This window comes from Microbacterium sp. MMO-56 (assembly GCF_037146215.1).
Lineage (GTDB): Bacteria > Actinomycetota > Actinomycetes > Actinomycetales > Microbacteriaceae > Microbacterium.
In genome coordinates this window covers 182,966-206,457 of sequence record NZ_JBBCVW010000005.1, presented here as the reverse complement: position 1 = coordinate 206,457, position 23,492 = coordinate 182,966, and the positions used below count along the sequence as shown (strand labels likewise).

Below are 23,492 nucleotides of genomic sequence, written 5' to 3'. Positions count from 1 at the left end.
TCTCCCCGATGTCGCGGGCCGACTCAAACCGCGTTCGCGGGAGCGTCCTCAGACGGGCGCGCCGCGGACGTCGCGCAGCGCGTCCACGAACGCGCGCGTCGCCAGCCGCGACGCGCGCTCGGCCGAGGCGCGGCCGTTGGCGGCGATCTCGGTGCGCACGCTCTCCTCCTCGAGCGCGTCGCGGAGCGACGAGACGAGGCGGGTCGTGTCCCCCGGCGCGTGCAGGAGCGCGTTGTAGCCGTCGAGGACCTCGTGCCCCAGCCGGGGGTTCGTCGGGGCGAGGTAGACCGCCCCCAGCGACATCAGGGCGAACGGGGCGAGGCTGGAGGGCCGCTCGACGAGGTCCACCACCGCCTCCGGGCGCAGCGCACGGACCGAAAGCGGATCGACGTCCGCTCCCTCGTGACGCGCCTCACGCCCGAGCGCCGCGCACGCGAGGTCGATCTCGCGGCGGACGTCGGCGCTCGCACCGATCGTCACCACGAGGGCCGCACGCTCCGCCGCCGGCACCCCGGCGGGCGCCAGGGCGGGGGCGATGCGGCGGCGGACCTCCCACGCGGCCTCCGCCTGCAGTTGACCCGCCGTCCATCGGTTCGGAGCGATGTAGTCGAACTCCGGACGGTAGCCCGCGACGATGCTCGCCTGCCGTTCGGGGTCGTGCGGATGCTCGACGGTCTCCATCGACGGCAGCAGGTACACGGGGAGGGCGCCCGCGGTGCCGGCCAGCCACGCCGTGGTCGCGGCGGTCCAGTCGCACGCCACGACGATGCGCGGCGTCGCGCCGGCGAGCGCCGCGACGATCCGCTCGTCGGGCGCGCCCGACACCTCGAGCACCTCCGCCTCGACGCCGTCGGCGCGGACGGCGTCGGCGAGCACGTCGACGTACGCGCGCCACAGCGGCTCCGACCCGCTGCCGCGCAGGAACGACACCGGAGCCCGCTCCGGAAGCTCCCGCGCCAGGAAGTCCTGCTCGTGCCGGCGCCAGAACCGCCGCATCGAGGCGAGCTCGCGCGGACCCTGGCTGTACCCGCGGGAGGCCGACTCGTGGTGCACCAGCAGCGCCGCCGGCTGGTAGTAGCAGCGCACGCCGCGCTCCCAGGCGCGCAGTCCCAGGTCGACGTCCTCGAAGCCGAGCCAGAAGCCGTCGTCCAGCAGGCCCACGCGCTCGTACGCGTTCCGGGTGATGTAGACGCACGCGCCGGAGATCGACCGGTTGTAGCCGGGGACGTTCGCGGTGGGCTTCGTCGCCGGGGCGCCGACGTGGAGGTGCCCGAACCACTGCGGCGCGAGCATCCGCGCGTAGTAGGTGCCGCCGTACTGGATGCGGCCGTCCGGGTACACGAGCTTCGGGCTCACCATCCCGATCGCGGGATCGATCGCGTACGCGCTGTACTGCAGCGCCTCCAGCCACCCGGGCTTCGCGACGATGTCGCTGTTGAGGAGGATGATGTCGTGCTGCGCGAGCTCCATGCCGACGTTGACGGTCCCCGCGAAGCCGCGCCGCTCGTCCTTCAGCACGACGCGCACGCGGTCGGAGGCGAACTCCTGGAGCTGGGCGGCGACATCGGGATCGATGAAGTCGTCGACGATGATGACCTCGTACTCGGCACCCGCGCACGTCTCCTCGATGCTCGCGAGCGCCTCGCGCAGCAGCGGCACGTCGTTGTAGCTCGGGATGACGATGCTCACCGGCCGCGCGTGCCGCCTGAACCACGACACCATCTCCGGATTGGCGTGCAGACCGCGCGTGTTGAGAGGATAGCTGCGACGCGTGCGCACCGATCTGACGCGTTCCCGCCACGCGGGTGGCAGCGCGCGAAGGACGCGTCGAGCGACGCGTGCGGGAAGGTGTGACATGACGCAATCCACTCGCTGGAAGACAGGCCTCTCATGATATCCACTCCCCCGTCGGGCTCGTCCCGGCCACGCATGGTCCTCGTCGCCTCGGACGTCGTCGGCGCCCGGATGGCGGGGCCGGGCATCCGGATCGTGGAGATCGCGCGCCAGCTCGCCGACGTCGCGGACGTCACGCTCGCTGTCGGGACGGAGGGCTCCGACGTCGCAGCACTCACCGCGCAGGGCCTCCGCGTCGCGCAGTTCCGCACGAGCGCGGAGCTCACGGCCCTCGTGGAGGCCCACGACATCGCGTACTGCCAGCTCGTCGACGAAGCGGTCGTGCGCGCCGGGATGGCGGCGGGATGCCGGTTCATCTTCGACCTGTACAACGCGCTGCCCGCCGAGGCGGTGGGATCCGAGCGCATCGGCGGGTTCACGACGCAGCCGGAGATGGACGACGTCTTCCGCGGTGTGCTGTCGTTCTTCCGGTTCTGCATGCGCGCGGGCAGCTACTTCGTCACCTCCAACGAGCGGCAGCGCGACTTCTGGCTGGGCTACATGATGGCCTCGGACGGCCTGCTCCCCAGCGAGCTGCGCGGACGCCGCCCGGCGGATATCATCGGGCTCGCGCCGTTCGGGATGGAGGATGCGCCGCCGCTCGAGGCATCCGCGCTCCGCGGGACCCGCGGCATCTCCGAGACCGACACGGTCCTGCTGTGGGCGGGCGGCATCTGGGACTGGTTCGACGCGGAGACGCCCATCCGCGCGGTCGCCGCGCTGCGGCAGACCCGCCCCGACATCCACCTGGTGTTCTACGGCACGACGCACCCGAACTCCCTCATCGGCAAGCCCCGGACCGTCGAGCGGGCGCAACGGCTCGCCGAGGAGCTGGGTGAGCTCGACCGCGGCGTCCACTTCATCGAGGGCTGGGTTCCCGCCCACGAGCGATCCGGCTACCTGCTGGACGCGGACATGGCCGTCTCGACCCACAAGGAGTCGTTCGAGACCCGCTTCGCGTTCCGCACGCGCATCCTCGACCACTTCTGGGCACACCTGCCGAGCCTCGTGAGCGAGGGCGACTGGTTCGCGGAGTACATCGCCGAGAACGACCTGGGCGAGGTCGTCCCCTACGGCGACGTCGACGCGACGGCGGCGGCGATCCTCGCTCTCAGCGACCGGACGCGCGCGCTCGAGGTCCGCTCGCGCATCGATGCCGTCCGCGACGGGTGGCGCTGGGAGCAGACCGTCGCCCCGCTGCGCGCCGTCGTCGCCGACTGGGAGCGGACGCTCGTGGCGCGCCCGGTGCCGGCCGCCCCGCCCGTCGCTGCTCCCCCGGCCCCCACGCTTCGGGCGCGGCTGCGCTCAGTCGTCTCGCGCTCACCCCTGGGGGCGGTCTACCGGCGCCTCCGCCATCGGTAGTCCGGCCGCAGCCGAGCGGGCGATGTCGGCGTAGAACGCGGCGACCCGGTCGAGCACGACCGGCCACCCGTACTCCGCCGCCGTGCGCAGTCCCGCCTCGGCCAGGCGCGCGCGGCGCGCGGGGTCGGCGAGCAGGGCGCGCAACGCCTCCGCCAGAGCGACATCGTCGTCCTGCGGGACCATGACGCAGTTCTCGTCGTCGTGGCAGAACTCGCGATTGCCGTGCGCGTCGGTCGTGATCACGGGGCAGCCCGCGGCCATCGCCTCCAGGATGGGCAGGCAGAACCCCTCGTGCCGAGAGGTCTGCACGAACACCGCAGCGGTGTTGTACAGCTCGTTGACCTCGGCATCCGTCGGCCGCTCGTAGTAGGTCACCCGAGGGTCCTCGAGCACGTCCGGCTCGGTTCCGAACAGCAGCAGCGGCGGCCGGTCGTCGCCGAGCGAGCGCCACGCGCGCTCGGTCATCGCGAAGTTCTTCTGGAAGAACGAACGACCGATCGCCAGGACCGCGTCCTCGGAGCGCTGCCACCCGGCGAGCGGGCGGAAGACGTCGACGTCGTAGCCGTTGGGGATGAGTGTGGCCTCCAGGCCGACCTCGGCGAGCTCCTGACGCTGATAGGAGGCCTCGGTCTCGGCGATCATCTCGGGCCGGTAGCTCGCGACCACCGCGGCCTGGGCGACCGCGTCGGTCGGGTAGAACCAGGTCTCGAACTCCTGCACCAGGTAGGCGGGCACGCCGTGGTTGACCGAGGCGAGCCACACGACGTCGGCGGTCTCCCACCACGTCGCCACCTTGATGGCGTCCTCGCTGCGCAGCGAGAGCAGCAGGTCCTCGTAGAGCCGATACGTGCGCAGCGGCACCCGCAGGTCGAACCACGTCGGCGCCCCCTGCAGAGACCAGATCTCCACGTCGAACCCCCGCGCGGCGAGGCCGTTGGCGAGCTCGAAGACGATCCGGATCCCGCCGCTGATCGACGTGGCGTTGAGGACGAAGATGATCCGCGTGGCGCCGTCGGGCCCCGATGTCGTGCGCTGCAGCGCCCAGTCGCGCAGTTCCCCGACGAACGGCGGCGGCGTCAGCGCGCGCACCTCGAGCGCGGTCGAGGCGAGGCACAGGGTGCGGAAGTTCCCGGCCCATCCACGGCGGATGAGCGTGGCGAGCTGCAGAGCGAGGTCCATGCCGGCGATGTGGCGGCCGGCCACGTCGATCCGGTCGATGGCGGCCGTGGTGATGTACAGGCCGTGCACCCCCGCCGTGAGGACGTAGCGCGGGATCATGGACTGCCCGTAGTCCTGCGTTCCGCCCATGGCGGGGACGACGCGCCCCGTGCGCCGGACGAGGTCGAATCCGGCCGCGCGCCCCTCCGGCGCCTGGTACGCGGGCGTGACGAACCCGATCTCCCGATCGTGGTGGTACTCGTGGGCCGCGTGCTGCAGCTCCACGATCCGCGCCGGGTCGGGGAGGGATTCGTCGACGTCGATGAAGACGAGGTCCCATCGTCGGCGCAGGCGCCGCATCCAGTCGAGGATGTCGGCGGCGTCGAGGGCCGGGGCGCCGGCCGTGCCGTCGGCGATGGTGACGTGCGCGCTCGGGATGGCGGAGCGGAACTCGGCCAGCGAGGGCGCGAGCACGACATGAGCGCGCAGCACCTTCACGACGTCGACGAGCCAGGCCGCGACCGCGGGCTGGGGCGCGCCCGTGACGACGACCACCACGTGCCGCCAGTGGACGCGGTGCCAGCCGTCGGCGCGCGCGGGCGTCAGAGTGGTCGTCACGGAGTTCGCGAAGGTGGCCCCGTCGAGCCGGCGCGCGGCGACCACCGCGGTGCGGTGACGCGCGTAGCCGCGCGGGCCCAGGCGCACCAGCAGCGCGACCTCTCCCAGCCTGCGGGCGACGGCGTCGATCAGACGCGCCGCGAAGCGAGCGCCGCGTAGCGCGGTCCTCTTGATCATGGGCGTCTTCCGTTCCTTCGAGCGACATCCGATTTTAGGGGGGACATCCGGCGCGGACGCACAGGGGTTGTTCAGGAGCGTGCACCTGTGTCTGCGAGGATGAGAGTCCCGTTCGCAGACACAGGAGGAGTGCCACGATGGGGATGCAGATTCGCAATCGTCGGACCGTCGCCATCGGAGCAGGCGCGGCCGTCGTCGCAGCGCTCATCGTCGGCACGATCGTGTGGGCCGTCCAGCCCCGGACCGACGCATCCCCGGCGCCGTCGGAGACCGCGTCGGCGACCCCGAGCCCCACCCCCACCCCGGTGGTGATGCCCGAGGCAGTGCCGGTCTACGGGTCCCTGAACGGGTGGACCACGCCCGACACCACGACGATCGGTCGGGTTCTCCCCGAGGTGGGCGCCGCCGCCGACGGCCGGATGTCGGCCGTGATCGACGCCCCCGCGGTCGACGGCCAGATCGCGGCGCTCTCGGTCGACGTCCCCCTGAAGCCGGGCTCCGCGTACGAGGTGTCCTTCAGCGCCCGTGTCGAATCGACCACCTCGACGACGGTCCCCGCCGCGCTGCGCATCGGCGATCACGAGACCGCCCTTCCGAAGCTCGACGCCTCCTGGACGACCGTCGAGGACACCTTCACCGCCCCCGCAGGCGCCGACAGCGCCACTCTCGCTCTCGTCCTCACCGGTCCGGTGAACGATCTGGGCATCGACGACATCGTCGTGCGCGCGAAGGGCGGCGACAACGTCGTCCCCAACCCCTCCTTCGAGGACGTGTCCGCGTCGGGCCGGATCGTGAACCGCTCGCTCATCCTCCCCGGCGACCGCGCCGCACTCGCAGTCCAGCTGGCGCAGGGCGACGCGACCTGGACGGCCGTGGACGAGGCGGGTGCAACCGCGGCCGGTGGGACCGCCTCGCTGCGCGGCGGGGTCGACATCCTCCCCTTGCAGGGTCTGACGCAGGGCTACTACACCGTGACGGTCTCGGACGCAGACGGGACGAGCATCAGCGCACCCGTGGCCGTGATCGACTACGCGGGCGCGTCCATCGCCAAGGACGAGCGGTTCGGCACGAGCCTCCACGTCGAGAAGGACTGGTACGCGGACGGCGCCGACGCGGCGAGCGCGCTGGGCATCGGCCTCGCTCGCAACGACATCCTGTGGCGCCTCAACGAGACCACGCCGGGCGTCTACGACTGGGATCCGACGTACGCCACGCGCTTCGACCGCCTCCACGCGCAGGGCGTGCACCTGCTCGGCATCGTCAACTACGGGAACAAGCTCTACGGCAGCGACAAGCTCCCCGACAACGACGAAGCCGTCGCCGCGTACGGACGCTATGCCGCGGCGATCGCCCAGCGCTTCGACCTCGCCGGGCTCGAGGTGTTCAACGAGTTCAACCACGCCCGCTTCAACAAGTCCGCGTGCGGCACGGCTCCCGAGTGCTACATGCCACTGCTGAAGTCGGTCCACGACAGCGTGCGTGCCGTCGACCCCGACCTGCCGATCGTCGCGGGCTCGACCGCGCTGTACGAGAGCGACTGGTTCACCGGACTGTGGCGCGCGGGCGGCATGGACTACTCGGACGCCATGAGCTACCACCCGTACGTGGGCAGCAGCGACCTGCTCAAGGACATCGTGCTGCAGTCCCGCACGGACATGACCTCCACCGCGGGGCGCGAGATCCCGATCTGGATCACCGAGTTCGGCTTCACCTCGGCGAGCATGACCCCCGCACAGCAGGCGGTCGAGGTGTTCAAGAGCGCGACCTCGACGCTCGGCAACGGCGTGGCGAAGTTCTTCTGGTACGACCTCATCAACGACAGCCCCGACGGCAGCGACCACGAGGGCAACTTCGGTCTGTACGGTCAGTCGATCGACGGGGTGGCCGCGCTCCCGCCGAAGAAGGCCGCGTTCGTGTACGGCCTGCTCATCGAGCAGCTCGGCGGGCTGAAGGCGGCAGGCGAGGCGAACCTGGGCGGCGGGGCCACCGGCTACACGTTCGGGGCCGGAGACGACGCGGTCACCGCCGCATGGGCCGGCGAGGGCGGCGCGACGGTCGAGATCCCCACCGATCACGACCTCGAGGTCATCACCACCGACGGCGCCTCCACCGTGGTCTCCCCGACCCAGGGCGTCGCCTCGGTCACCGTTCCTCAGGGCGGCGCGTTCATCCGATCCGCCCCGACCTCCTGACGGGCGTACGCTCAGGTTCGCTCCCTAGACTTCGAGAATGCCTCACGAGACCCGACGGGCCGCGCGACGCGCGGCCCCCCAGACGTCGAGCCCAGACGCACCGGACGGGACCGACTCCGGTTCCGAGGAGGTATCGGCCCCGGTCGGGCAAGGCCGGCGCCGGCGGCGTGGGCGCGCGATCTGGATCACGGTGGGCGTCCTCGCCCTCGTCCTCGTCGGGGCGGCGGCCTGGGTGGGCTTCAAGGCGCTGACCGTGAAGAACGAGCTCGAGGCGGCCCAGCGGCTGATCGGGACCTCGGGCGACAGCGGCGCCTCGGCCGCGGACCGTCTGCGCGACATCGGGGCGCACGCGACCGCCGCATCCGACGCCGCCGGGGATCCGCTGTGGCACCTCGCCGAGTACGTGCCGATCGCCGGCGACAACCTGCGGGCCGTGCGCGTGGCGAGCGAGTCGATCGCGATGCTCGCCGACGACATCGGCGTTCCCGCGGTCGCCGCGATGAACGACGGAACCGGCGGCGCTCCGCTCGGTCGCATCCTCACCGTTCTCGAGGCGAAGGGCCCCGCCGTCGCCGAGATGGCCTCGACGGTGGCCGACGCGGCCAGCTCGCGCTGGCTGATCGGCCCCGTGCGGACCGGCATCGACCAGGTCGACGACGTGATGCGCGCCGCAGGGCCTGCACTGTCGGCGGCACCCGCGCTGCTGGGCGCCGACGGGGTGAAGAACTACCTCCTGGTCTTCCAGAACAACGCGGAAGTGGTCCCGCTGGGCGGCAGCGCGGCATCCCAGACCCTCGTCTCCGCGGACAACGGCGCGATCAGCATCGTCGCGCAGGCGTCGAGCACCGACTTCCGCAACGGCCGCGCCGTGGACGTGCCCGTGGACCAGAGCGCGATCGATCTCTACGGCAACTACCTCCTCGATCACGTCAACACCACACCGAGCCGCCCGGACTTCCCGACCGCGGCACGCCTGCTGAGCGCCTTCTGGCAGCGGGACATCCGCTCCGACCAGATCGACGGCGTGGTCTCGGTCGATCCCATCGCGCTGGGCCGCATCCTCGAGGCGACCGGGCCGATCACCGTGGGCGACATCGAGATCACATCGAAGAATGCGACCCAGGTGCTGCTCAAGGACGTGTATGCGAAGTGGGATCCGTCGAAGGACAAGTCGGCGGGTCGGGCGTCGGACGCCTTCTTCGCCACCGTCGCGGACACCGTGTTCTCGAAGATCTCGTCGGGCGACTTCGACGTCAAGGACATGGTGTGGGCGGTCAGCACGAGCATCGCGAACGGCGACATCCTCCTGTGGAGCGAGGACGCGGCCCTCGCTCCCCTGATCCAGGGCCAGCGCGTGGCGGGCGTGCTGCCCGGCGACAACGCCGCCCAGACGACGATGGGGGTGTACTTCCGCGACACGTCCGCGTCGAAGATCGACTACTACATGGATTCCGCGATCTCCATCGGACGGACCTGCAGCGCGGACCGGTCGACGTTCACCGCCGACACGACGCTGCACCTGAACCTCACGCAGGAGCAGGCGGACGCGTTGCCCGGCTACGTGCAGAGCGGCACGTGGGGGTCGGAGCAGTTCCGCACCGAGGTCTTCGTCTACGGTCCTCCCGGCACCTCCTTCGAGAGCGCGACAGTCGACGGACGCGACGTCGCACCGCTGCGCACCGACGTGAACGATCTCGGACGGCCGGTGGCCTCGTTCCAGACCCTGCTGCGGCCCGGCGAGACGGCGAAGGTGTCGGCCGTGTTCACGGGTACCGGCGACTTCGGGCCGCTGGAGCTGCAGTCGACCCCGATGGTGCGAACGACCGACAAGACCGTGACCGACGACTGCGGCTGACCGGAGGAGCGAGGGTCCCGCACCGGCCGACGCGCGACCGGGCTCAGTGCGCGGTCGCGCCGGGCGATATGACGGCGCGAACGGTGCGGAAGAGGATCATGAGGTCCTGCAGGAACGACCAGTTCTCGACGTAGTAGAGGTCCAGGCGCAAGGCATCCTCCCACGCGAGGACCGACCGCCCGCTCACCTGCCACAGACCGCTCATGCCGGGCTTCACGAGCAGCCGCCGCTCGACGACCTCGTCGTAGAGAGCGACTTCCTCGGGCCGCTGCGGGCGCGGTCCGACAAGACTCATCTGCCCGGCGACGACGTTCAGCAGCTGGGGCAGCTCGTCGATCGAGTGACGGCGGATGAACCGCCCGACGCGGGTGATCCGCGGGTCGTTGGTCACCTTGAAGAAGGGACGGTTCGTCGTCCCCTGCAGATCGAGCAGGCTGGCGAGCTGGTCGTCGGCGCCGCGCACCATCGAGCGGAACTTGACCATCGCGAACGGCTGCCCGCGACGCCCGATGCGCTGCTGCGTGTAGAAGATGGGCCCCGGCCCCTCGCTGCGGATCGCGATCGCGGTGGCGAGGAAGGCGGGGGCGAGAAGGAGCAGCAGCACGATCGACGCGACGATGTCGAACGACCGCTTGAGCACACGGCGATAGCCCTCGAGACGGGGGAAGTCGACGTGGACGAGCGGCAGGCCGGCGACAGGCCGCGCATGAATGCGGGGCCCGGCGACGTCGGTGAGCGCGGGAACCACGACCCAGTTGATGTCGCGATCCGCCATCGCCCAGCCGAGTCGGCGCATCGCGTTCGGATCGAGCTCGTCGGCCGCCCCCACGATGAGCGTGTCGGCGCCCGTCTCGTCGATGGCGCGCTCCGCGTCGGCGATGGCAGCGAGGACGGGCACGCCGTTGACGGCGGTGCGCGTGCCGAGGGGTGTGATGGCTCCCACGATGGCGAAACCGGTGCCATGCGTGTTGCGGATCTGCGACACGATATGGTCGAGCTTTGCCCGCTCCCCCAGCACCACCGCCCGGTACACGTATCGGCCTTCTTTCTGCCGCCGCCGCAGCCACTGGCGCCATCCCCAGCGGCTCCCCAGCAGGGCCGCCAGGCCCACCGGAAGGGCCACGAGGTACAGCGTGCGGGCGACGTCCATGCGCAGGAAGAACGCCAGGCTGATCGAGACGGCGAACACGAAGAACGTCGCACTCACGATGCCGCGGTACTCGTTGACGTCGTGCCCGACGACGTGACGATCGCGGGTGTCGAAGGCGCTCAGCGCCAGCATCCACAGCAGCGCGACGACCAGCAACAGGACACTGTAGGGCGTGCGGGGTCCGCTGGGCCAATCCACCGATGCATCGAGCCCGGGCAGGAGGAACTCGCCGAACCCGGCGAGGATCGCGACGATGAGGAGCGTGTCGGTGACCGCCAGGCGACGCGCATAGACCTGTACCCACGAGGGCTGCCTGCGACGCAGCGTCACGGGTGTCGCCGTGCGAGCCACCCGATCGACGTCGGGGCTCGCCGCGACATCCGGCACCACACGACCGGGCGGTGTCGCCGGTCGCCGCGGGAAACCTGACTGGTGTCGGCTCGCCTCAGAAGTCACTGCATCGTCCATCGTCCGTGAGATCCACGCACACCGGGGCCGCGTGCGAGGTTCCGGGGGGCGCCCTCCACCCTACTACGCGCCCCGAACGGGACTCACGGCCGGGCCGTGTATACCGGCAGGCGGCCTCAGTCGCGGCTGTAGATGTCCCGCGTGTAGACCTTGTCCGCGACGTGGGTGAGCTCGTCGACCATGCGATTGGCGATGATGACGTCGCAGCGTGCGGTGAAGCTCGGCAGGTCCCGGACAACCTCGGAACGGTAGAACTCCTCTTCGTCCAGCTCGGGCTCGTAGACGATGACCTCGATGCCCTGCGCCTTGATGCGCTTCATGATGCCCTGCACCGCCGAGGCACGGAAGTTGTCGGAGCCCGACTTCATGATCAGGCGGTACACGCCCACGGTGGAGGGACGGCGGGAGACGATGTCGGAGGCGACGAAGTCCTTCCGGGTGCGGTTGGCCTCGACGATCGCGGCGATGAGGTTCTGGGGCACCTCCGAGTAGTTGGCGAGCAGCTGCTTGGTGTCCTTCGGAAGGCAGTACCCGCCATACCCGAAGGACGGGTTGTTGTAGTGCGACCCGATGCGCGGATCGAGGCCGACGCCCTCGATGATCTGCTTCGTGTCGAGGCCGTGCACTGCGGCATAGGTGTCCAGCTCGTTGAAGTAGGCGACACGCAGCGCGAGGTAGGTGTTGGCGAAGAGCTTGATCGCCTCGGCCTCGGTGGCCTCGGTGAGCAGCACCGGCACGTCGTCATCGAGCGCCCCCTCGAGCAGCAGCTGCGCGAAGCGCGCGCCCTTCTCGCCCCGGTCGCCGACGACGATGCGAGAGGGGTGCAGGTTGTCGTACAGCGCGCGTCCCTCACGCAGGAACTCCGGCGAGAACATGATCGACGCGCCCGGGTGCTCCGCGCTCATACGCGCCGTGAACCCCACGGGAACCGTCGACTTGATGACGATGACGGCCTCGGGGTTGACCCGCAGCACCTGGTCGATCACAGACTCGACCGACGACGTGTCGAAGTAGTTGGTGACCTCGTCGTAGTTCGTCGGCGTCGCGACGACGACGAAGTCCGCTCCCGCGTACGCGCCATCCGCGTCGAGCGTCGCGGTGAGGTCGAGCTCGTGGGTGGCGAGGTAGTCCTCCAGCTCCGCATCCGCGATGGGTGAGAGGCGCCGGTTGATGAGATCGACCTTGCTCGCGCTGAGGTCGACGGCGACGACTTCGTGGTGCTGAGCGAGGATGACGGCGTTGGACAGCCCGACGTAACCCGTTCCGGCGATCGCGATCTTCATGCGAAAAGCCTATCGGCGTCGTCTGACCTGTCGGACCAGCCGGGGAGCCGGGCCCGGGCCGGCCGGCGCGAATAGACTCGGTTCCGATGACCGCACCCCTTGTCTCCATCATCGTCCCGGTGTTCGACGACGAGGCGACGGTCGCCGCCGCGGTCGAGAGCGCGCTCGCGCAGACCATCGTGCGGATCGAGGTGATCTGCGTCGACGACTGCTCCGCCGACGGCACTGTCGGCGTCATCGAGCAGATGCAGGCCTCCGATGACCGCGTGCGCCTGCTCCGGCACGACCGCAACCGCTCGGCGTTCGAGGCCCGACGCACCGGCATCCTCGCAGCCAGAGCCGATTACGTCCTGTTCCTCGACGGCGACGACGAGCTCGCCCCGGATGCCGCGCAGCGCGCACTCGCTGCGGCGGAGACCTCCGGCGCCGACCTCGTCGGCTTCGGCGTGACGGTCCTCGAGCACGATGGGCGTTCGGGAAGCACGTACGAGCGACGGCTGCAGCCGATGCACCGGCGGCTGGACGACGGAGGGGTGCTGGCCGGTCTCTTCCCGGTGGGGAAGCCGGCTCAGGGACAGCTGTGGCGGTACCTGTTCCGAACCCAGGTGCTCCGTGATGCCTGCGCGCTCCTCGACGGCGACTTCACTCTCGGCCGGGTCAACGACCTGCCCCTGATGTTCCTGGTGGCGGCCCTCGCCACCAGGTACGTCTCGATCGAGGACCGTCTCTACCGCTACCACTTCGGGCGCGGCGGCAGCGGTCACCGCGTCGACACTCACGAGCGCGCGGTCTTCTACGCATCGGCGATCGAGTCGATCGACAGCATCCGGCCCGCGATCGACGAGCTCGCACGGAAACGCTCCGATGCGGACACCCTTCGGGCCTCGTACGAGTCCGTCCGTCTGTCGATCATCGGCTACGTCTGCTTCCAGCTCGTGGAGAAGAGCGACGGCGCGGTGCTCGACGATGCTCTGGCGCACCTCCACACCGTGGCTCCGGCTGCCGACGTCGTGCGTGCGGCCGCGCGCTTCTACCCTGAGGCGCTCAGCACGCTCCGCTTCCATACCGCGTGGCAGGGCATGGACGATCGCCGAGTGCGCAGCATCCTGCTCGCCACGTCGACACTGCGTACGGGTGGGGTGTCAGCCGTCCTGGCCTCACAGGCCCGTTACCTACGCGCAGCGGGCCACCGCGTCACGATCGTGGCACGAGGTGGTGGCAGCGACCGGGACGCAGTCCCCGCCGGCGCGGAGTTCATCGAGTTGCGTGGACGCTCGCTGGCGGATCGACTCGAGGAATGGGGCGAGATCTGCCGCGCCCACGAGGTCGACATCGTCATCGACCACCAGGTGTTGTACACGCCGCACTGGCCGGAGTTCGCTCTGACGGCGCGGGCGGAAGGAGCGGCGACGATCGGCTGGTTGCACAACTTCGTCGGCCGGCCCATCTACGACGGCACCGACCGCCTGACTCTCATCGAGCGATGCGCCGCCACGTTGGCGCAGCTGATCGTGCTGTCTCCCCTCGACGTCGCCTACTTCCGGTTGCGCGGTGTGACGCAGACGGCGTACCTTCCCAACCCCCCGTCACCCCTGATGCTCGACGCACTCGCGCATCCCGCACACAAGAGCGCAGTGTCGGGTCGGCTCGAGCTCGTGTGGTGGGGCCGCCTCGAGCAGCGCACGAAGCAGGTGTTCGAGCTGATCGAGGTGGCCGCCCAGCTGCGTCGCCTCGGGTGTGAGTTCCGACTCACCGTGATCGGGCCCGACTGGGACGACGTGACGGCCAAGACCTTCAATGCGCGTGCGCGACGACGCGGCCTGAGCGATCGGGTCGCCGCCGTCGGCGCACTGCGCGGACAGAAGCTGGTCGAGGCCATAGACGCCGCGGATGCCTTCGTGTCGACGAGCATCATCGAGGGGTATCAGCTCACGATCGCTGAAGCGCAGTCGCGGGGTCTTCCGGTCTACATGTATGAGTTGCCGTGGCTGACACTGGTGCAGGGCAACGAGGGGATCGTCACGGCGCCTCAGGGGGACGCCGCGGGACTCGCCCGTCGCATCTCGGACATCGCCCGCGACCCCGAGCGTTACCTCGCGCTCTCCCGCGCCGCGACCGAGGCCGCTGCGCAAGCCACCGGCTACGACTTCGCGCACCTCTATCAGGATCTCATCGCCGGATCGCTGCCCGCGGAGTTCTCGCCCGAGCCGTCGCTCGACGATGCCAGCCGCCTGCTCGGTCTGATGGCGTTCTTCGCCGAGAAGTCACATCGTCGCGGACGATCGACCACCAGCGACGCGTCCATCGCCGCACGGCTCTGGCAATCGGCGTCCCCCGCTGGCCGCGCCACGCTTCGACGACTGCCGGGCCTTCGTCCTCTGGCGCATCGCCTCAAGAAATGGCTACTCGCGCGCTGACCAGAGCGTTGCGGATCAGGGCGTCGTGCTCGCGCTCTCGTCCGTCGTGGGGTCCACCGGTTCCTCGGCCTGTGTGGGAGTGGGGTTGGGCGTCGGCTGGGGGTCCGGGGTCTCCGTCGGGTCGGGGTTGGTCGGACTCGGATCGGGGGTGGGAATTGCGGGGTTGGGGACGACAGGAGTATCGGGCTCCGCCTCCTCGACGTCCGTCTCACCGGTATCCGTCCGGCCCGAACCGGAATCGGTCTCGTCTGTGGTCGGCAGCGCGCGGGTCACGGTGACCGTCGAACTGGATCTCGAACCGTCGGTTCCCTCGGCGGTCAACGTGTACACGGTTGACGCATCGGCGCACGAGAACGCCACGACGTGGTCGATGCCGAGACCCGCCAGCGTGGTCTGCATCGGCTGATCGATAGCGTCGACCTGCGCGGGACCGGCAGCGAGAGCGATCAGCTTGGCGTCGCGGACGTCCCAGTTGAGGCTCACGGGAATCTGCCCCTCGGGCGAGGCGCACTGGGCGACGGGCGTCCCCGTCGCGAAGCTGCTGATGACGGCGGGAACCTGCTCCACCGGGGTGAAGGAACCCTTCGGATCCGGGCGGTCGGGAGGGGTGGGGAGCCCGGTCAGCAGAGCAACAGCGGCGCCCGCGCCGACCGCAAGCACGACCGCGGCTCCGGTGATCACTCCCGCCACCAATCTCCGCCGGTCGCGCTGCCGGGTCGCGGTCCGATAGCGGTCGCGGCGGGCGATCGTTCGTGCCGAGTCGGTGTGGACTGGCACTTCAGTCTTCGGCTGCTCTTCGAGGTTGCCTGCCGCCGTGCTCGCCTGCACGTCCGCCGCTGCTCCCACGACTTCGGTCACACGTGCGGCGGGCTTCTTGGTCGCACGAGCCGGCGCCTTCGCCTTCACCGCCGGTGCAGCACCCACGGCACCACCCGGCTGCTTCGTCCACCTCACGTAGTCGTCGATGACCTCGGCCGCGGGGCCATCAGCGCGCAACTCCCCCTTGTGGATCCAGAGCACGCGCTCACACGTGTCCTTCAGCGACCCGACCGAGTGACTCACGATCATCACCACGCCCGCGGAATCGCGCAAGTCACGGATGCGCCGCTCGCTCTTCATCTTGAATCGGCGGTCTCCCACCGACAGGGCCTCGTCGATGAGCAACACGGAATGGGTCTTGGCGGATGCGATAGCGAATCGCAGCCGCGCTCCCATCCCTGATGAGTACGTGCGCATCGGGTGATACAGAAACTCGTTCAGCTCGGCGAAATCAGCGATCTCAGCGACCTGCGCTGCGGCTTCCTCGGCCGTGAAGCCCATAGCCAGTAGGCCGAGCTTGATGTTGTTCTCACCGGAGAGCTCGGGCACGAGCGCCGCATTGACGCCCAGCAGGACGGGGCGGTCGGCCGCCCAGATGGCCCCCTGGGCCGTCGGGATGAGTCCGCTGATGGCACGGAACAGGGTCGACTTTCCGGACCCGTTGTGGCCGATCACTCCGATGGTCTCACCTTCGGAGGCCGTGAAGGACACCCCTCGGAGAGCGGGGACAGTGTGGAGCTCGCGTCCGCCGCGCAGAGCCTGCAGGTTCAGCAGACTGTCGCGCGCGCTCATGCGCTTGCCCGAGGCGTAGACGCGGTAGGACACGTGCGCATCGTCCACGACGATCATCGGCCTCGGGGGCCGGGGGGGCACCTCGTGCTCTGAATCGGGCAGCATCAGTTCAGTCGCTGAGACCATACTTCGCCTCCGCTCGCCAGAAGTAGATGACACCGACGACGATCACGAGCACCGTCCATATCGGGGCGGCGATGAGTGCGAGAGTCGGTGTGGGATGGTCCACGAGCATCACGCCGCGCACCATCGCGATGAAGTCATACGTCGGCACGAGGTGCGCGATCGTCAGCAACACCGGCTTGTCCGCGAAGACCTTGTCGACCTGGAAGAAGATGGCGCTCACATAGAACAGCACACGGTTGATGATCGGGATGAACTGCTGCACGTCGCGCGCCCACACCGACATCCGAGCCACGATGAGGGCGACACCCAGGTTGAAGACAGCCATCATGGCGAGGATCGGAATCACAAGCAGCCACGACCAGCTGATGGGCACGCCGAACACCAGCAGCAGGATGCAGAGCAGGACCACGATCGGGATGATCCGCAGCGTCTGATCGATCACGACCGAGACGGGCAACAGGATTCGAGGGAACCCGAGACTCTGCACCAGGCGCGAGTTCCCGGTGATCGCCCGAGCCCCCCCGCCGAAACACCCGGTGAAGAACGAGAAGATGAAGACCCCCGTCAACAGGTACGGGACGAAATCAGCAGGCCGGGCGGCGCTGGACAGGAGCAGACCGAAGATCGTCCCGTAGATCAGAGCCGTGAACATGGGCTTGAGGACGAGCCACAACACTCCGAGTCTGTTCCGGAGCAGCTCACCGACGAGGCGATACGCAGCCAGCGTGAAGGCGAACTGCCGCCGCCGCCAAGCCTCCGCCAGGTAAGGGCGCAATGGCGGGCGGAGCCCGACCTCGAAGAGACCATCCACGGGCAGCTCAAGCCGTGCCTCCATGGAGAACCTGATCCCTTTCCCTACTGCCGCCTACTTCGAAGAACGATGCCGCCTACGCACGAACCCTCACCGATCATACCGTGAGGCTGAAGTGAGCGACGTTACGAGAGTGTTGCACGACCTAGGATTGTGGAGAGTCTGCCACCGATCCTCGACCGGCATCCCGCCGCGTACCTGCCTACCTGGAGTCACAGATGTCACCCGCACCGCTCGTGTCGATCGTCATCCCCGTGTTCGATGACGAGGAGACCGTCGCCGCAGCGCTTGCCAGCTGCCTCGCGCAGACAATGACAGACGTCGAGGTCATCGTGGTGGACGATGCTTCCACCGACCGCACAGCGGAGATCATCGAGGGTTTCTGCGCGCGTGACCCGCGCGTCCGACTGATCCGTCAGCCCCAGAACCTGTCGGCCTTCCAGGCGCGCCGTGCGGGCATCTTCGGCGCACGCGGTGAGTATGTGCTCTTCGTCGACGGTGACGACGAGCTCCTTCCGCACGCCGCCGAGACCTCGGTCGCCGCCGCGCAGCGGCATCAGGCCGATCTCGTCGGATTCGCGATCGAGGTCATCAATCAGGACGGCGCCGTCGTCGGCGGATACCAGAACCGACTCAACCCGAAGCATGCGTCGCTGACGGGCGGCCAGGTTCTGGAGGGACTCTTCCCTCTCGACAAACCCGCACAGGGACAGCTCTGGCGGTACCTTTTCCGAACAGAGATCTTGCGGGCGGCCTATGACCTCGTGCCGGAGGATCTCGTGCTGCCGCGTGTCAATGATCTGCCGCTGCTCTACCTCGTCGCGGCCTTGGCACAAAAGTACGTGTCGATCAAGGAGCGCTTGTACCGCTACTACTACGGACGAGGCGGCAGCGGTCAGCTCGTCGACACGATCGAGCAGGCGGAGTTCTATGCCGAGGCCATTCGCTCGGTCGACAGCATCGCGCCGGCGGTGGAGTCGATCGCCAGAACGACCGCGGACCCCAGCAAGATCCTCGACAGCTACGAGTCCGTCCGGCTGTCGATCATCGGGTATGTCTGCTCTTATCTTCTCAAGCACACCCGCTCCGATCTCAGAGAGCAGGTGCTCGAACACCTGGACACGTGCGCGTCGGCCACTGATCTCGTCGTGGCCGCGACCAGGTTCTATCCGGACTCGCTCGTGGCGCTGAAGCACCACAGCAAGCCGGTGGGTCTGGACGCAGACCGGACGCGGAGCGTTCTGCTCACCACGCGGATCCTGACCACGGGAGGCGTATCGAGCGTTCTGCTCGCTCAGGCCGACTACCTGATGCGCGCCGGATATCAGGTGACGATCGTCGCTCGGCGCTACGGGAGCGACCCGAGCATCGTCCCGCCCGGCGCCACATTCATCGAAATGGTGGGTCGCGGGCTGCCGGAACGCCTTATGGAGTGGGCCGAGATCTGTCGCGCGCAGGCGATCGACGTCATCATCGACCACCAAGTGCTCTACAGCAAGGATTGGCCCGAGTACGCGCTGGTCGCCCGCGGCGTGGGCGTCGCGACGATCGCCTGGCTTCACAACTTCGCCGCACGGCCGATCTACGACCTCAATGGCCTGCACGCGGTGCTGAAGGAGAACGCCCCGCTGCTCGAGATGATCATCACTCTGTCGCCGCTGGACGTGTCGTTCTGGAAGCTGAGAGGCGCCGAGCACAGCGCGTTCGTGCCCAACCCTCCGTCGCCCATGCTGATCGAGTCTGCTGGCGTGGTGGAACCCAAAGCCCTCACGGACGGACCTCTCCGCCTCGTCTGGTGGGGGCGCTTCGATGAGCATACGAAACAGGTGAGCCAACTCATCGAAGTGGCAGATGAGCTTCGAAAGCTCTCCGTGGACTTCTCGCTCACCGTCATCGGTCCGGGATGGGGCGAATGGACCCCGGATCGGTTCAACGCCCTCGCACAGTCCCGGGGTCTTGCGGGCAAGGTCCGCGCTATCGGTGAGCGTCGCGGGGCCCAGTTGATCGCCGCGATCGACGACGCGGACGCGTTCGTTTCGACGAGCGTCATCGAGGGCTATCAACTCACGATCGCCGAAGCGCAATCGCGTGGGCTCCCCGTCTTCATGTATGACCTGCCCTGGCTGACCGTCGTTCAGGACAACGAGGGAGTCGTCACGTCCGCGCAGGGCGACGCAGCCTCGCTGGCTGAGCAGATCGCCACCGTTGCCGAATCGCCCGAGCGATACGGCGAGCTGTCACGGGCAGCGATCGATGGGGCTGCGCGCGCCCTCTCCTACGATTTCGCCCGGCTCTACGAGCAGGTCGTCACAGGAACGCTGCCCGCGGAGTTCTCTCCCGAGCCGACGATGGCGGATGCCCAGCAGCTGCTGGACCTGACGATCTTCTATGCAGAGCGGAACGCGGGGACGCGAACGGCTGTCGCAGGAGCCCGCCGTGAGGCCCGTCGAGCGACGAAAGGAAAGCCGTCGACGGTGGGCGCACCGCAGGGCGCATCCCTCGGCCATCGCGCGTGGCGAGCGGCGACTCCACTCGGCAAGACTGTGCTTCAGCTCGCCCCCGGCCTTCGACCGATAGCTCATCGGGTGAAGGTGAGGCTCGTGCGTCGACGCTGACGCGGGATCCGCGCCGCCGTGTCCGGTCAGGAACCGCCGTGCGCGATCACGCCGCGGATCCGAGTGGTCAACTCGCTCAGATCCTCGCGCGCTGTCTCGATGCGCTGGCCGAGCAAGGGAAGCTCCTCGTCGAGACGCTCGACGCGCTCCGACAGAGCATCGTGATGGCCGGTGAGCGCGCCGATACCGACCGCGTCGAGCAACCGAATGATCTTCTGCGGATCGGCCGCGCTCCCGATCGGATACGCGCCCTCTGTCGCGCCCATGATGAGTGCGTGAGCCCGGTCGCTGACCACCGCGATGGACCGAGCGTAGACGGCCCTGACGTGCGCATCCAGATCGGCATGCCGCGTACTGGGGGCAACGAGGTACTCACCCTCGAGATCTTCGGCGAGACGCACAGCGCACGGCGCATCACGAGCCACCTGGGCAACCGTCACGATGCGAGCATCCAATCGCGCTGCCAGGGCACGCACGGCACTCATCCACCCGGGCCCGGGATACGGGCGATCGAATCGCAGCGTGACCGCGATCAGCTCGCGAGCACCCCTCTCCACCCAGGTCGCCGGCCCGCTTCCCAGGCTGAAAGCCCAATCCGGTGCGACGTCACCGAATCCGGCCGCATCCCGAGACCCCTTGTCCCGCCACGAGACGACAGCAGCATCGCGCATGGCCGGGTCGAAACGCACGGACGCGGCGACCGATGGGTCCTTCAATCCGATTCCGGCGGCGATCACGACTCCGTCGCGCCGGGTCACGGCTCGCAACTCACCGGCTCGGCGAGGGTGCGGATACGGCATACCGCTCGGCGGATTGATCTCGCCGGCGTTCAGCACATATACAGCGCCGCGCTTCTGCCTGCTCGCTTTGAGCCAGTCGCCTCGCACGGGGTACAGCACATCGCTTCCGCTGAGCGGCATTGCGGAAAGGTAGTCACTGGACTGTCCGTCCAAGTGGACGTGGAGCCGCGTGTCCGCCCCGCTCAGCGCACGAAGCAGTCCTACGCGGAGAACTGAGTCGCCCAGGTTGTCATCTTGTCCGCCCGGGTGCACGAAGACATGTTGCATTTGTCGATCCCCTCGTCCTCACCAACTTAGTATGGGGATGTGCGCCGCCCTAATCACTCCGTCGACCGTACGCGGAGTCTCCGCGTCCACGAGACACACCGCCCTCCGGCGCCTGTCCTCCGCTACATTGACCAGGTCGCCGGCTCCGAACCGGACATCGAGTTCCGCTACTCGCAAGGCGTGCTCACGAAGTTCGACGTCGACGTCGCGCACGTTGCCGACTCCTCGCTTGACGTCCTCCTCGGCACCCGCGATGCGAAGGGATTCCAACGGTTGCTCGCGACGCTGGTATTCACTCGGAACCTTCGTCGCCATCGCATCGCGCTCGTGCGCACCGTCTTCGGTGGGACTGAGCCTGAAGCCGGGCACGTGGCCGAGCGCGTCGCTCGTCGTGTCCTCGATCGAGCCACGAGAGCTTTCATCACTCTCGACGACTCCATCGTCACCCCGAACCCCTCGCGTACAACGCGCATTCCTCACGCCAGCTTCAGCGAGCGGTACATCGGTTACCCCCGGAGCGAGCAGATCGAGGGCCGGATTCTCTGCCTGAGCCCGGGATACCTCCCGTCGGGGACGCGTCAACTGCTCGGCGTCGTGCGCGTGACGTCGACCCCTGGTGTGACGCTGCGGCTCGCGGGCCGCGCCTCTCGCGCTCTCGAGCCGCACGTGCGCTCCGCCATCGCCCGTCACGCGTCGACCGTGAGCGCGCGCTTGGAGCAGCTGTCCGATGGCGCGCAGGTTCAGGAGATCAGCGCTGCGGAGCTCGTCGCCGTTCCTCACTCCGATTCACCCGAAGAGCGACAGCTGGTCTATCTGGCACTCTCCCTGGACCGCCCTGTGATCACTCCCCGAACGCCTGCAATGGCAGCGCTGGCGAGGGAGGTCGGGGCGGGTTGGGTTCACCTCACCGACGGCCCGATCACTGCGAAGGACATCGACGTTGCGCTCACCGCCGGTCGGTCCGGTAAGCGCACGTCGCACCCAGATCTGCACGGACGTGACCTGAGGGAGACGACGGCTGCGTATGCCGCCGTTTTTCGCGCTGCGTCATACGATCGCCTTCGATAGGCAGAGTCAGCGGGTGACGCCTGCGCTCCGCTCAGACCCCTTGAGCAGAGCGGCATTCACCGCCCCGAGCCGGTCCATCCAGAGAATACTCGACGCCACTTGGCATGAAGGGTCTTGTCACCGGTCACCGGTGCGGAGAAGTCGAAGAGCGTCTTCAGGCGTGGCGAGGTGTGCCACCCGCGGAACTCGAATCCAGCTCTCGTCGGCGGCGCCGGTTCGACTACCTGGGTCCCGTAGGGCACCTTCTGCGAAGAGTGGATTGAACCCTCTCCGCTGCTGAAAGTCACCGTCACGTCACCCTGCGCACTCGAGGTGGAATAGGTCCCGAACCTCTGGACCAATCGCCCCATCGCGTCGGCGTCGATCGGCTCGTCATGGAAGGCCTTGTAGAAATTCGCGACGAAGTCCGCCACCGTCCAACCGGGGTACAGGTTGAGGTCTCTCGACGTGGCGCTCGCGAGTAGGTCTGTCCAACTCCGAATCAGTTCGATCAGACGATCGCTTCCAGGCTCGGGCAGATCGTGGACGTCATAGCGATCCGCGATGAAGTCGAGCCAGTGCTGGTTCGCAGCGTACGAGACGACTCCTACCCAATGAGAGCTGGGCAGCATCTGCAGGGTGGGGTCGACGACACTCAGCGACGCCTCGCGCATCTGACTCATTCCCCATTGTCCATGCAATCGGAAGCTTCGTGAGTTGCGGAGAATCACGTCCTGCTGCACCCTGTTGGGGCTGAACAGGACCAGGTGCGAAAGCGTGCCGCCGGTGGACGCAAAACTACCCGCGCCGGCGACCAGCGAGATCTGCTCCGACAGCGCCAATCTCTCTGGTGAGATGATCTCGTAGCCCTGAGATCGGTAGAAATCCTCCAGCATCTCTTCGTTCAGCTCGCGCAGCTTCGTCGTGTTGTGGGAGTCACGGAACCCCGTGCGAGTGAAGTACAGGCGTTCCACCCCGCCACGGGGAACGCTATCGCGAATCGCATCGAAGATGAGCCTGAAAGCGATGGGATCAAACTCGCCACTTCCCAGAAAAAAAGCCTGGTCAGGAATAAGAACGCGGTCGAACCGTGTGGGTTGCGAAAGGAAGATGATCCGTTCCTTCGCAATTCCGACCCGGGTGACGAGTTCAAGCAAATAATGGTCCAGGGAGAATCCCTGCGTATTCAGCACAAGGCGAGATGAGTCCTTGTAGTTCTCGACGAACCACCAGAGGCGCGACAGAGTCTCGGCGAGGAAGTGCCCAAAATGGCTCGTACCACTTCCGCCGCCGTATATAACGGTCTCATGCACGTGAGGAATATCAGCGTCCACCTCGTAACCGGCGATGATGTTGCGATTATGAGATCGGGTGGGATCGTAGTAATGGCCAGCAACGAAGTCACCCCGTGCATCCAGAACGCCGCCCTCCCACCAATGGAATCCGTCGCGACTTCTACGCAGCGGAAGGACCATCCCTCCCTCGACCTCTTGAGTCGCGCGATGCTTCAGCACACCACGGCGTGAAGAGACCAGGCGGCTTCTCCGCTCAGCGTCATCTGCAAAAACGGACACAGCAAAATTCTTCGCCAACAGCGCTTCCTCCTCGTCACTGATTCCCGCGCGTCGACGTGCGGTTGCGA

14 protein-coding genes are annotated in these 23,492 nt (G+C 68.2%); 6 read left to right on the top strand and 8 right to left on the bottom strand.

Translation table 11 applies throughout. The features are described from left to right. Nucleotides 1-48: 48 nt before the first annotated feature. Complete coding sequence (locus WFI00_RS06840; protein ID WP_336631583.1) at nucleotides 49-1,689, bottom strand: glycosyltransferase; 1,641 nt, start codon at nucleotides 1,687-1,689, stop codon at nucleotides 49-51. 201 nt (nucleotides 1,690-1,890) lie between these two features. Here WFI00_RS06840 and WFI00_RS06835 point away from each other — a divergent pair, with 201 nt between their 5' ends. Next, nucleotides 1,891-3,255, top strand: coding sequence for a glycosyltransferase (locus tag WFI00_RS06835; protein WP_336631582.1), 1,365 nt, complete (start codon nucleotides 1,891-1,893; stop codon nucleotides 3,253-3,255). Here WFI00_RS06835 and WFI00_RS06830 read toward each other — a convergent pair. Then, on the bottom strand, nucleotides 3,214-5,208 hold the full coding sequence (locus WFI00_RS06830; protein WP_336631581.1) for a glycosyltransferase family 4 protein: 1,995 nt from the start codon (nucleotides 5,206-5,208) through the stop codon (nucleotides 3,214-3,216). The two genes, WFI00_RS06835 and WFI00_RS06830, sit on opposite strands and share 42 nt — an antisense overlap. 137 nt (nucleotides 5,209-5,345) lie before the next feature. Between WFI00_RS06830 and WFI00_RS06825 the strand changes: the two genes are divergently transcribed. Both WFI00_RS06825 and WFI00_RS06820 read left to right on the top strand, forming a co-directional pair. Then, nucleotides 5,346-7,400 (top strand): carbohydrate binding domain-containing protein, encoded by a 2,055-nt coding sequence (locus WFI00_RS06825; protein WP_336631580.1) that lies wholly within the window; start codon nucleotides 5,346-5,348, stop codon nucleotides 7,398-7,400. Nucleotides 7,401-7,437: 37 nt separating this feature from the next. Then, entirely contained in the window at nucleotides 7,438-9,255 is a 1,818-nt protein-coding gene (locus WFI00_RS06820) for a DUF4012 domain-containing protein (RefSeq protein WP_336631579.1), read from the top strand. 43 nt (nucleotides 9,256-9,298) lie between these two features. On the opposite strand, the gene WFI00_RS06815 is transcribed toward WFI00_RS06820, so the two are convergent. Together WFI00_RS06815 and WFI00_RS06810 are read right to left on the bottom strand one after the other, a co-directional pair. After that, a complete protein-coding gene (locus WFI00_RS06815) occupies nucleotides 9,299-10,735 on the bottom strand; it encodes a sugar transferase (protein ID WP_336631578.1) in 1,437 nt (478 codons plus the stop codon). A gap of 254 nt (nucleotides 10,736-10,989) precedes the next feature. Continuing rightward, nucleotides 10,990-12,156, bottom strand: a complete 1,167-nt coding sequence (locus tag WFI00_RS06810; protein WP_336631577.1) for a nucleotide sugar dehydrogenase — start codon at nucleotides 12,154-12,156, stop codon at nucleotides 10,990-10,992. 86 nt (nucleotides 12,157-12,242) lie between these two features. Here WFI00_RS06810 and WFI00_RS06805 point away from each other — a divergent pair, with 86 nt between their 5' ends. Continuing rightward, the gene (locus tag WFI00_RS06805) at nucleotides 12,243-14,573 is read left to right on the top strand and encodes a glycosyltransferase (protein WP_336631576.1); all 2,331 of its coding nucleotides are present in this window, start codon (nucleotides 12,243-12,245) and stop codon (nucleotides 14,571-14,573) included. A 15-nt stretch (nucleotides 14,574-14,588) separates the two neighbouring features. On the opposite strand, the gene WFI00_RS06800 is transcribed toward WFI00_RS06805, so the two are convergent. Together WFI00_RS06800 and WFI00_RS06795 are read right to left on the bottom strand one after the other, a co-directional pair. Further along, nucleotides 14,589-16,232 carry an ABC transporter ATP-binding protein gene (locus tag WFI00_RS06800; RefSeq protein WP_336631575.1) on the bottom strand — a complete coding sequence of 548 codons (1,644 nt, stop codon included), beginning with the start codon at nucleotides 16,230-16,232 and terminating at the stop codon, nucleotides 14,589-14,591. A gap of 61 nt (nucleotides 16,233-16,293) precedes the next feature. Continuing rightward, nucleotides 16,294-17,145 (bottom strand): ABC transporter permease, encoded by an 852-nt coding sequence (locus tag WFI00_RS06795; protein ID WP_336631574.1) that lies wholly within the window; start codon nucleotides 17,143-17,145, stop codon nucleotides 16,294-16,296. A gap of 212 nt (nucleotides 17,146-17,357) precedes the next feature. Here WFI00_RS06795 and WFI00_RS06790 point away from each other — a divergent pair, with 212 nt between their 5' ends. After that, complete coding sequence (locus WFI00_RS06790; protein WP_336631573.1) at nucleotides 17,358-19,736, top strand: glycosyltransferase; 2,379 nt, start codon at nucleotides 17,358-17,360, stop codon at nucleotides 19,734-19,736. 26 nt (nucleotides 19,737-19,762) lie between these two features. Here WFI00_RS06790 and WFI00_RS06785 read toward each other — a convergent pair whose 3' ends face one another. Further along, complete coding sequence (locus WFI00_RS06785; protein ID WP_336631572.1) at nucleotides 19,763-20,656, bottom strand: hypothetical protein; 894 nt, start codon at nucleotides 20,654-20,656, stop codon at nucleotides 19,763-19,765. 327 nt (nucleotides 20,657-20,983) lie between these two features. Between WFI00_RS06785 and WFI00_RS06780 the strand changes: the two genes are divergently transcribed. After that, on the top strand, nucleotides 20,984-21,871 hold the full coding sequence (locus WFI00_RS06780) for a hypothetical protein (protein WP_336631571.1): 888 nt from the start codon (nucleotides 20,984-20,986) through the stop codon (nucleotides 21,869-21,871). A gap of 56 nt (nucleotides 21,872-21,927) precedes the next feature. Here WFI00_RS06780 and WFI00_RS06775 read toward each other — a convergent pair whose 3' ends face one another. Beyond that, on the bottom strand, nucleotides 21,928-23,424 hold the full coding sequence (locus WFI00_RS06775; protein ID WP_336631570.1) for an InlB B-repeat-containing protein: 1,497 nt from the start codon (nucleotides 23,422-23,424) through the stop codon (nucleotides 21,928-21,930). Between the last annotated feature and the right edge of the window lie 68 nt (nucleotides 23,425-23,492).

Coding starts and splice junctions, on each gene's coding strand:
- WFI00_RS06835 (WP_336631582.1), top strand. CDS start 1,891: ATGATATCCACTCCCCCGTCGGGCTCGTCCCGGCCACGCATGGTCCTC.
- WFI00_RS06830 (WP_336631581.1), bottom strand. CDS start 5,208: ATGATCAAGAGGACCGCGCTACGCGGCGCTCGCTTCGCGGCGCGTCTG.
- WFI00_RS06825 (WP_336631580.1), top strand. CDS start 5,346: ATGGGGATGCAGATTCGCAATCGTCGGACCGTCGCCATCGGAGCAGGC.
- WFI00_RS06820 (WP_336631579.1), top strand. CDS start 7,438: ATGCCTCACGAGACCCGACGGGCCGCGCGACGCGCGGCCCCCCAGACG.
- WFI00_RS06810 (WP_336631577.1), bottom strand. CDS start 12,156: ATGAAGATCGCGATCGCCGGAACGGGTTACGTCGGGCTGTCCAACGCC.
- WFI00_RS06805 (WP_336631576.1), top strand. CDS start 12,243: ATGACCGCACCCCTTGTCTCCATCATCGTCCCGGTGTTCGACGACGAG.
- WFI00_RS06795 (WP_336631574.1), bottom strand. CDS start 17,145: ATGGAGGCACGGCTTGAGCTGCCCGTGGATGGTCTCTTCGAGGTCGGG.
- WFI00_RS06785 (WP_336631572.1), bottom strand. CDS start 20,656: ATGCCGCTCAGCGGAAGCGATGTGCTGTACCCCGTGCGAGGCGACTGG.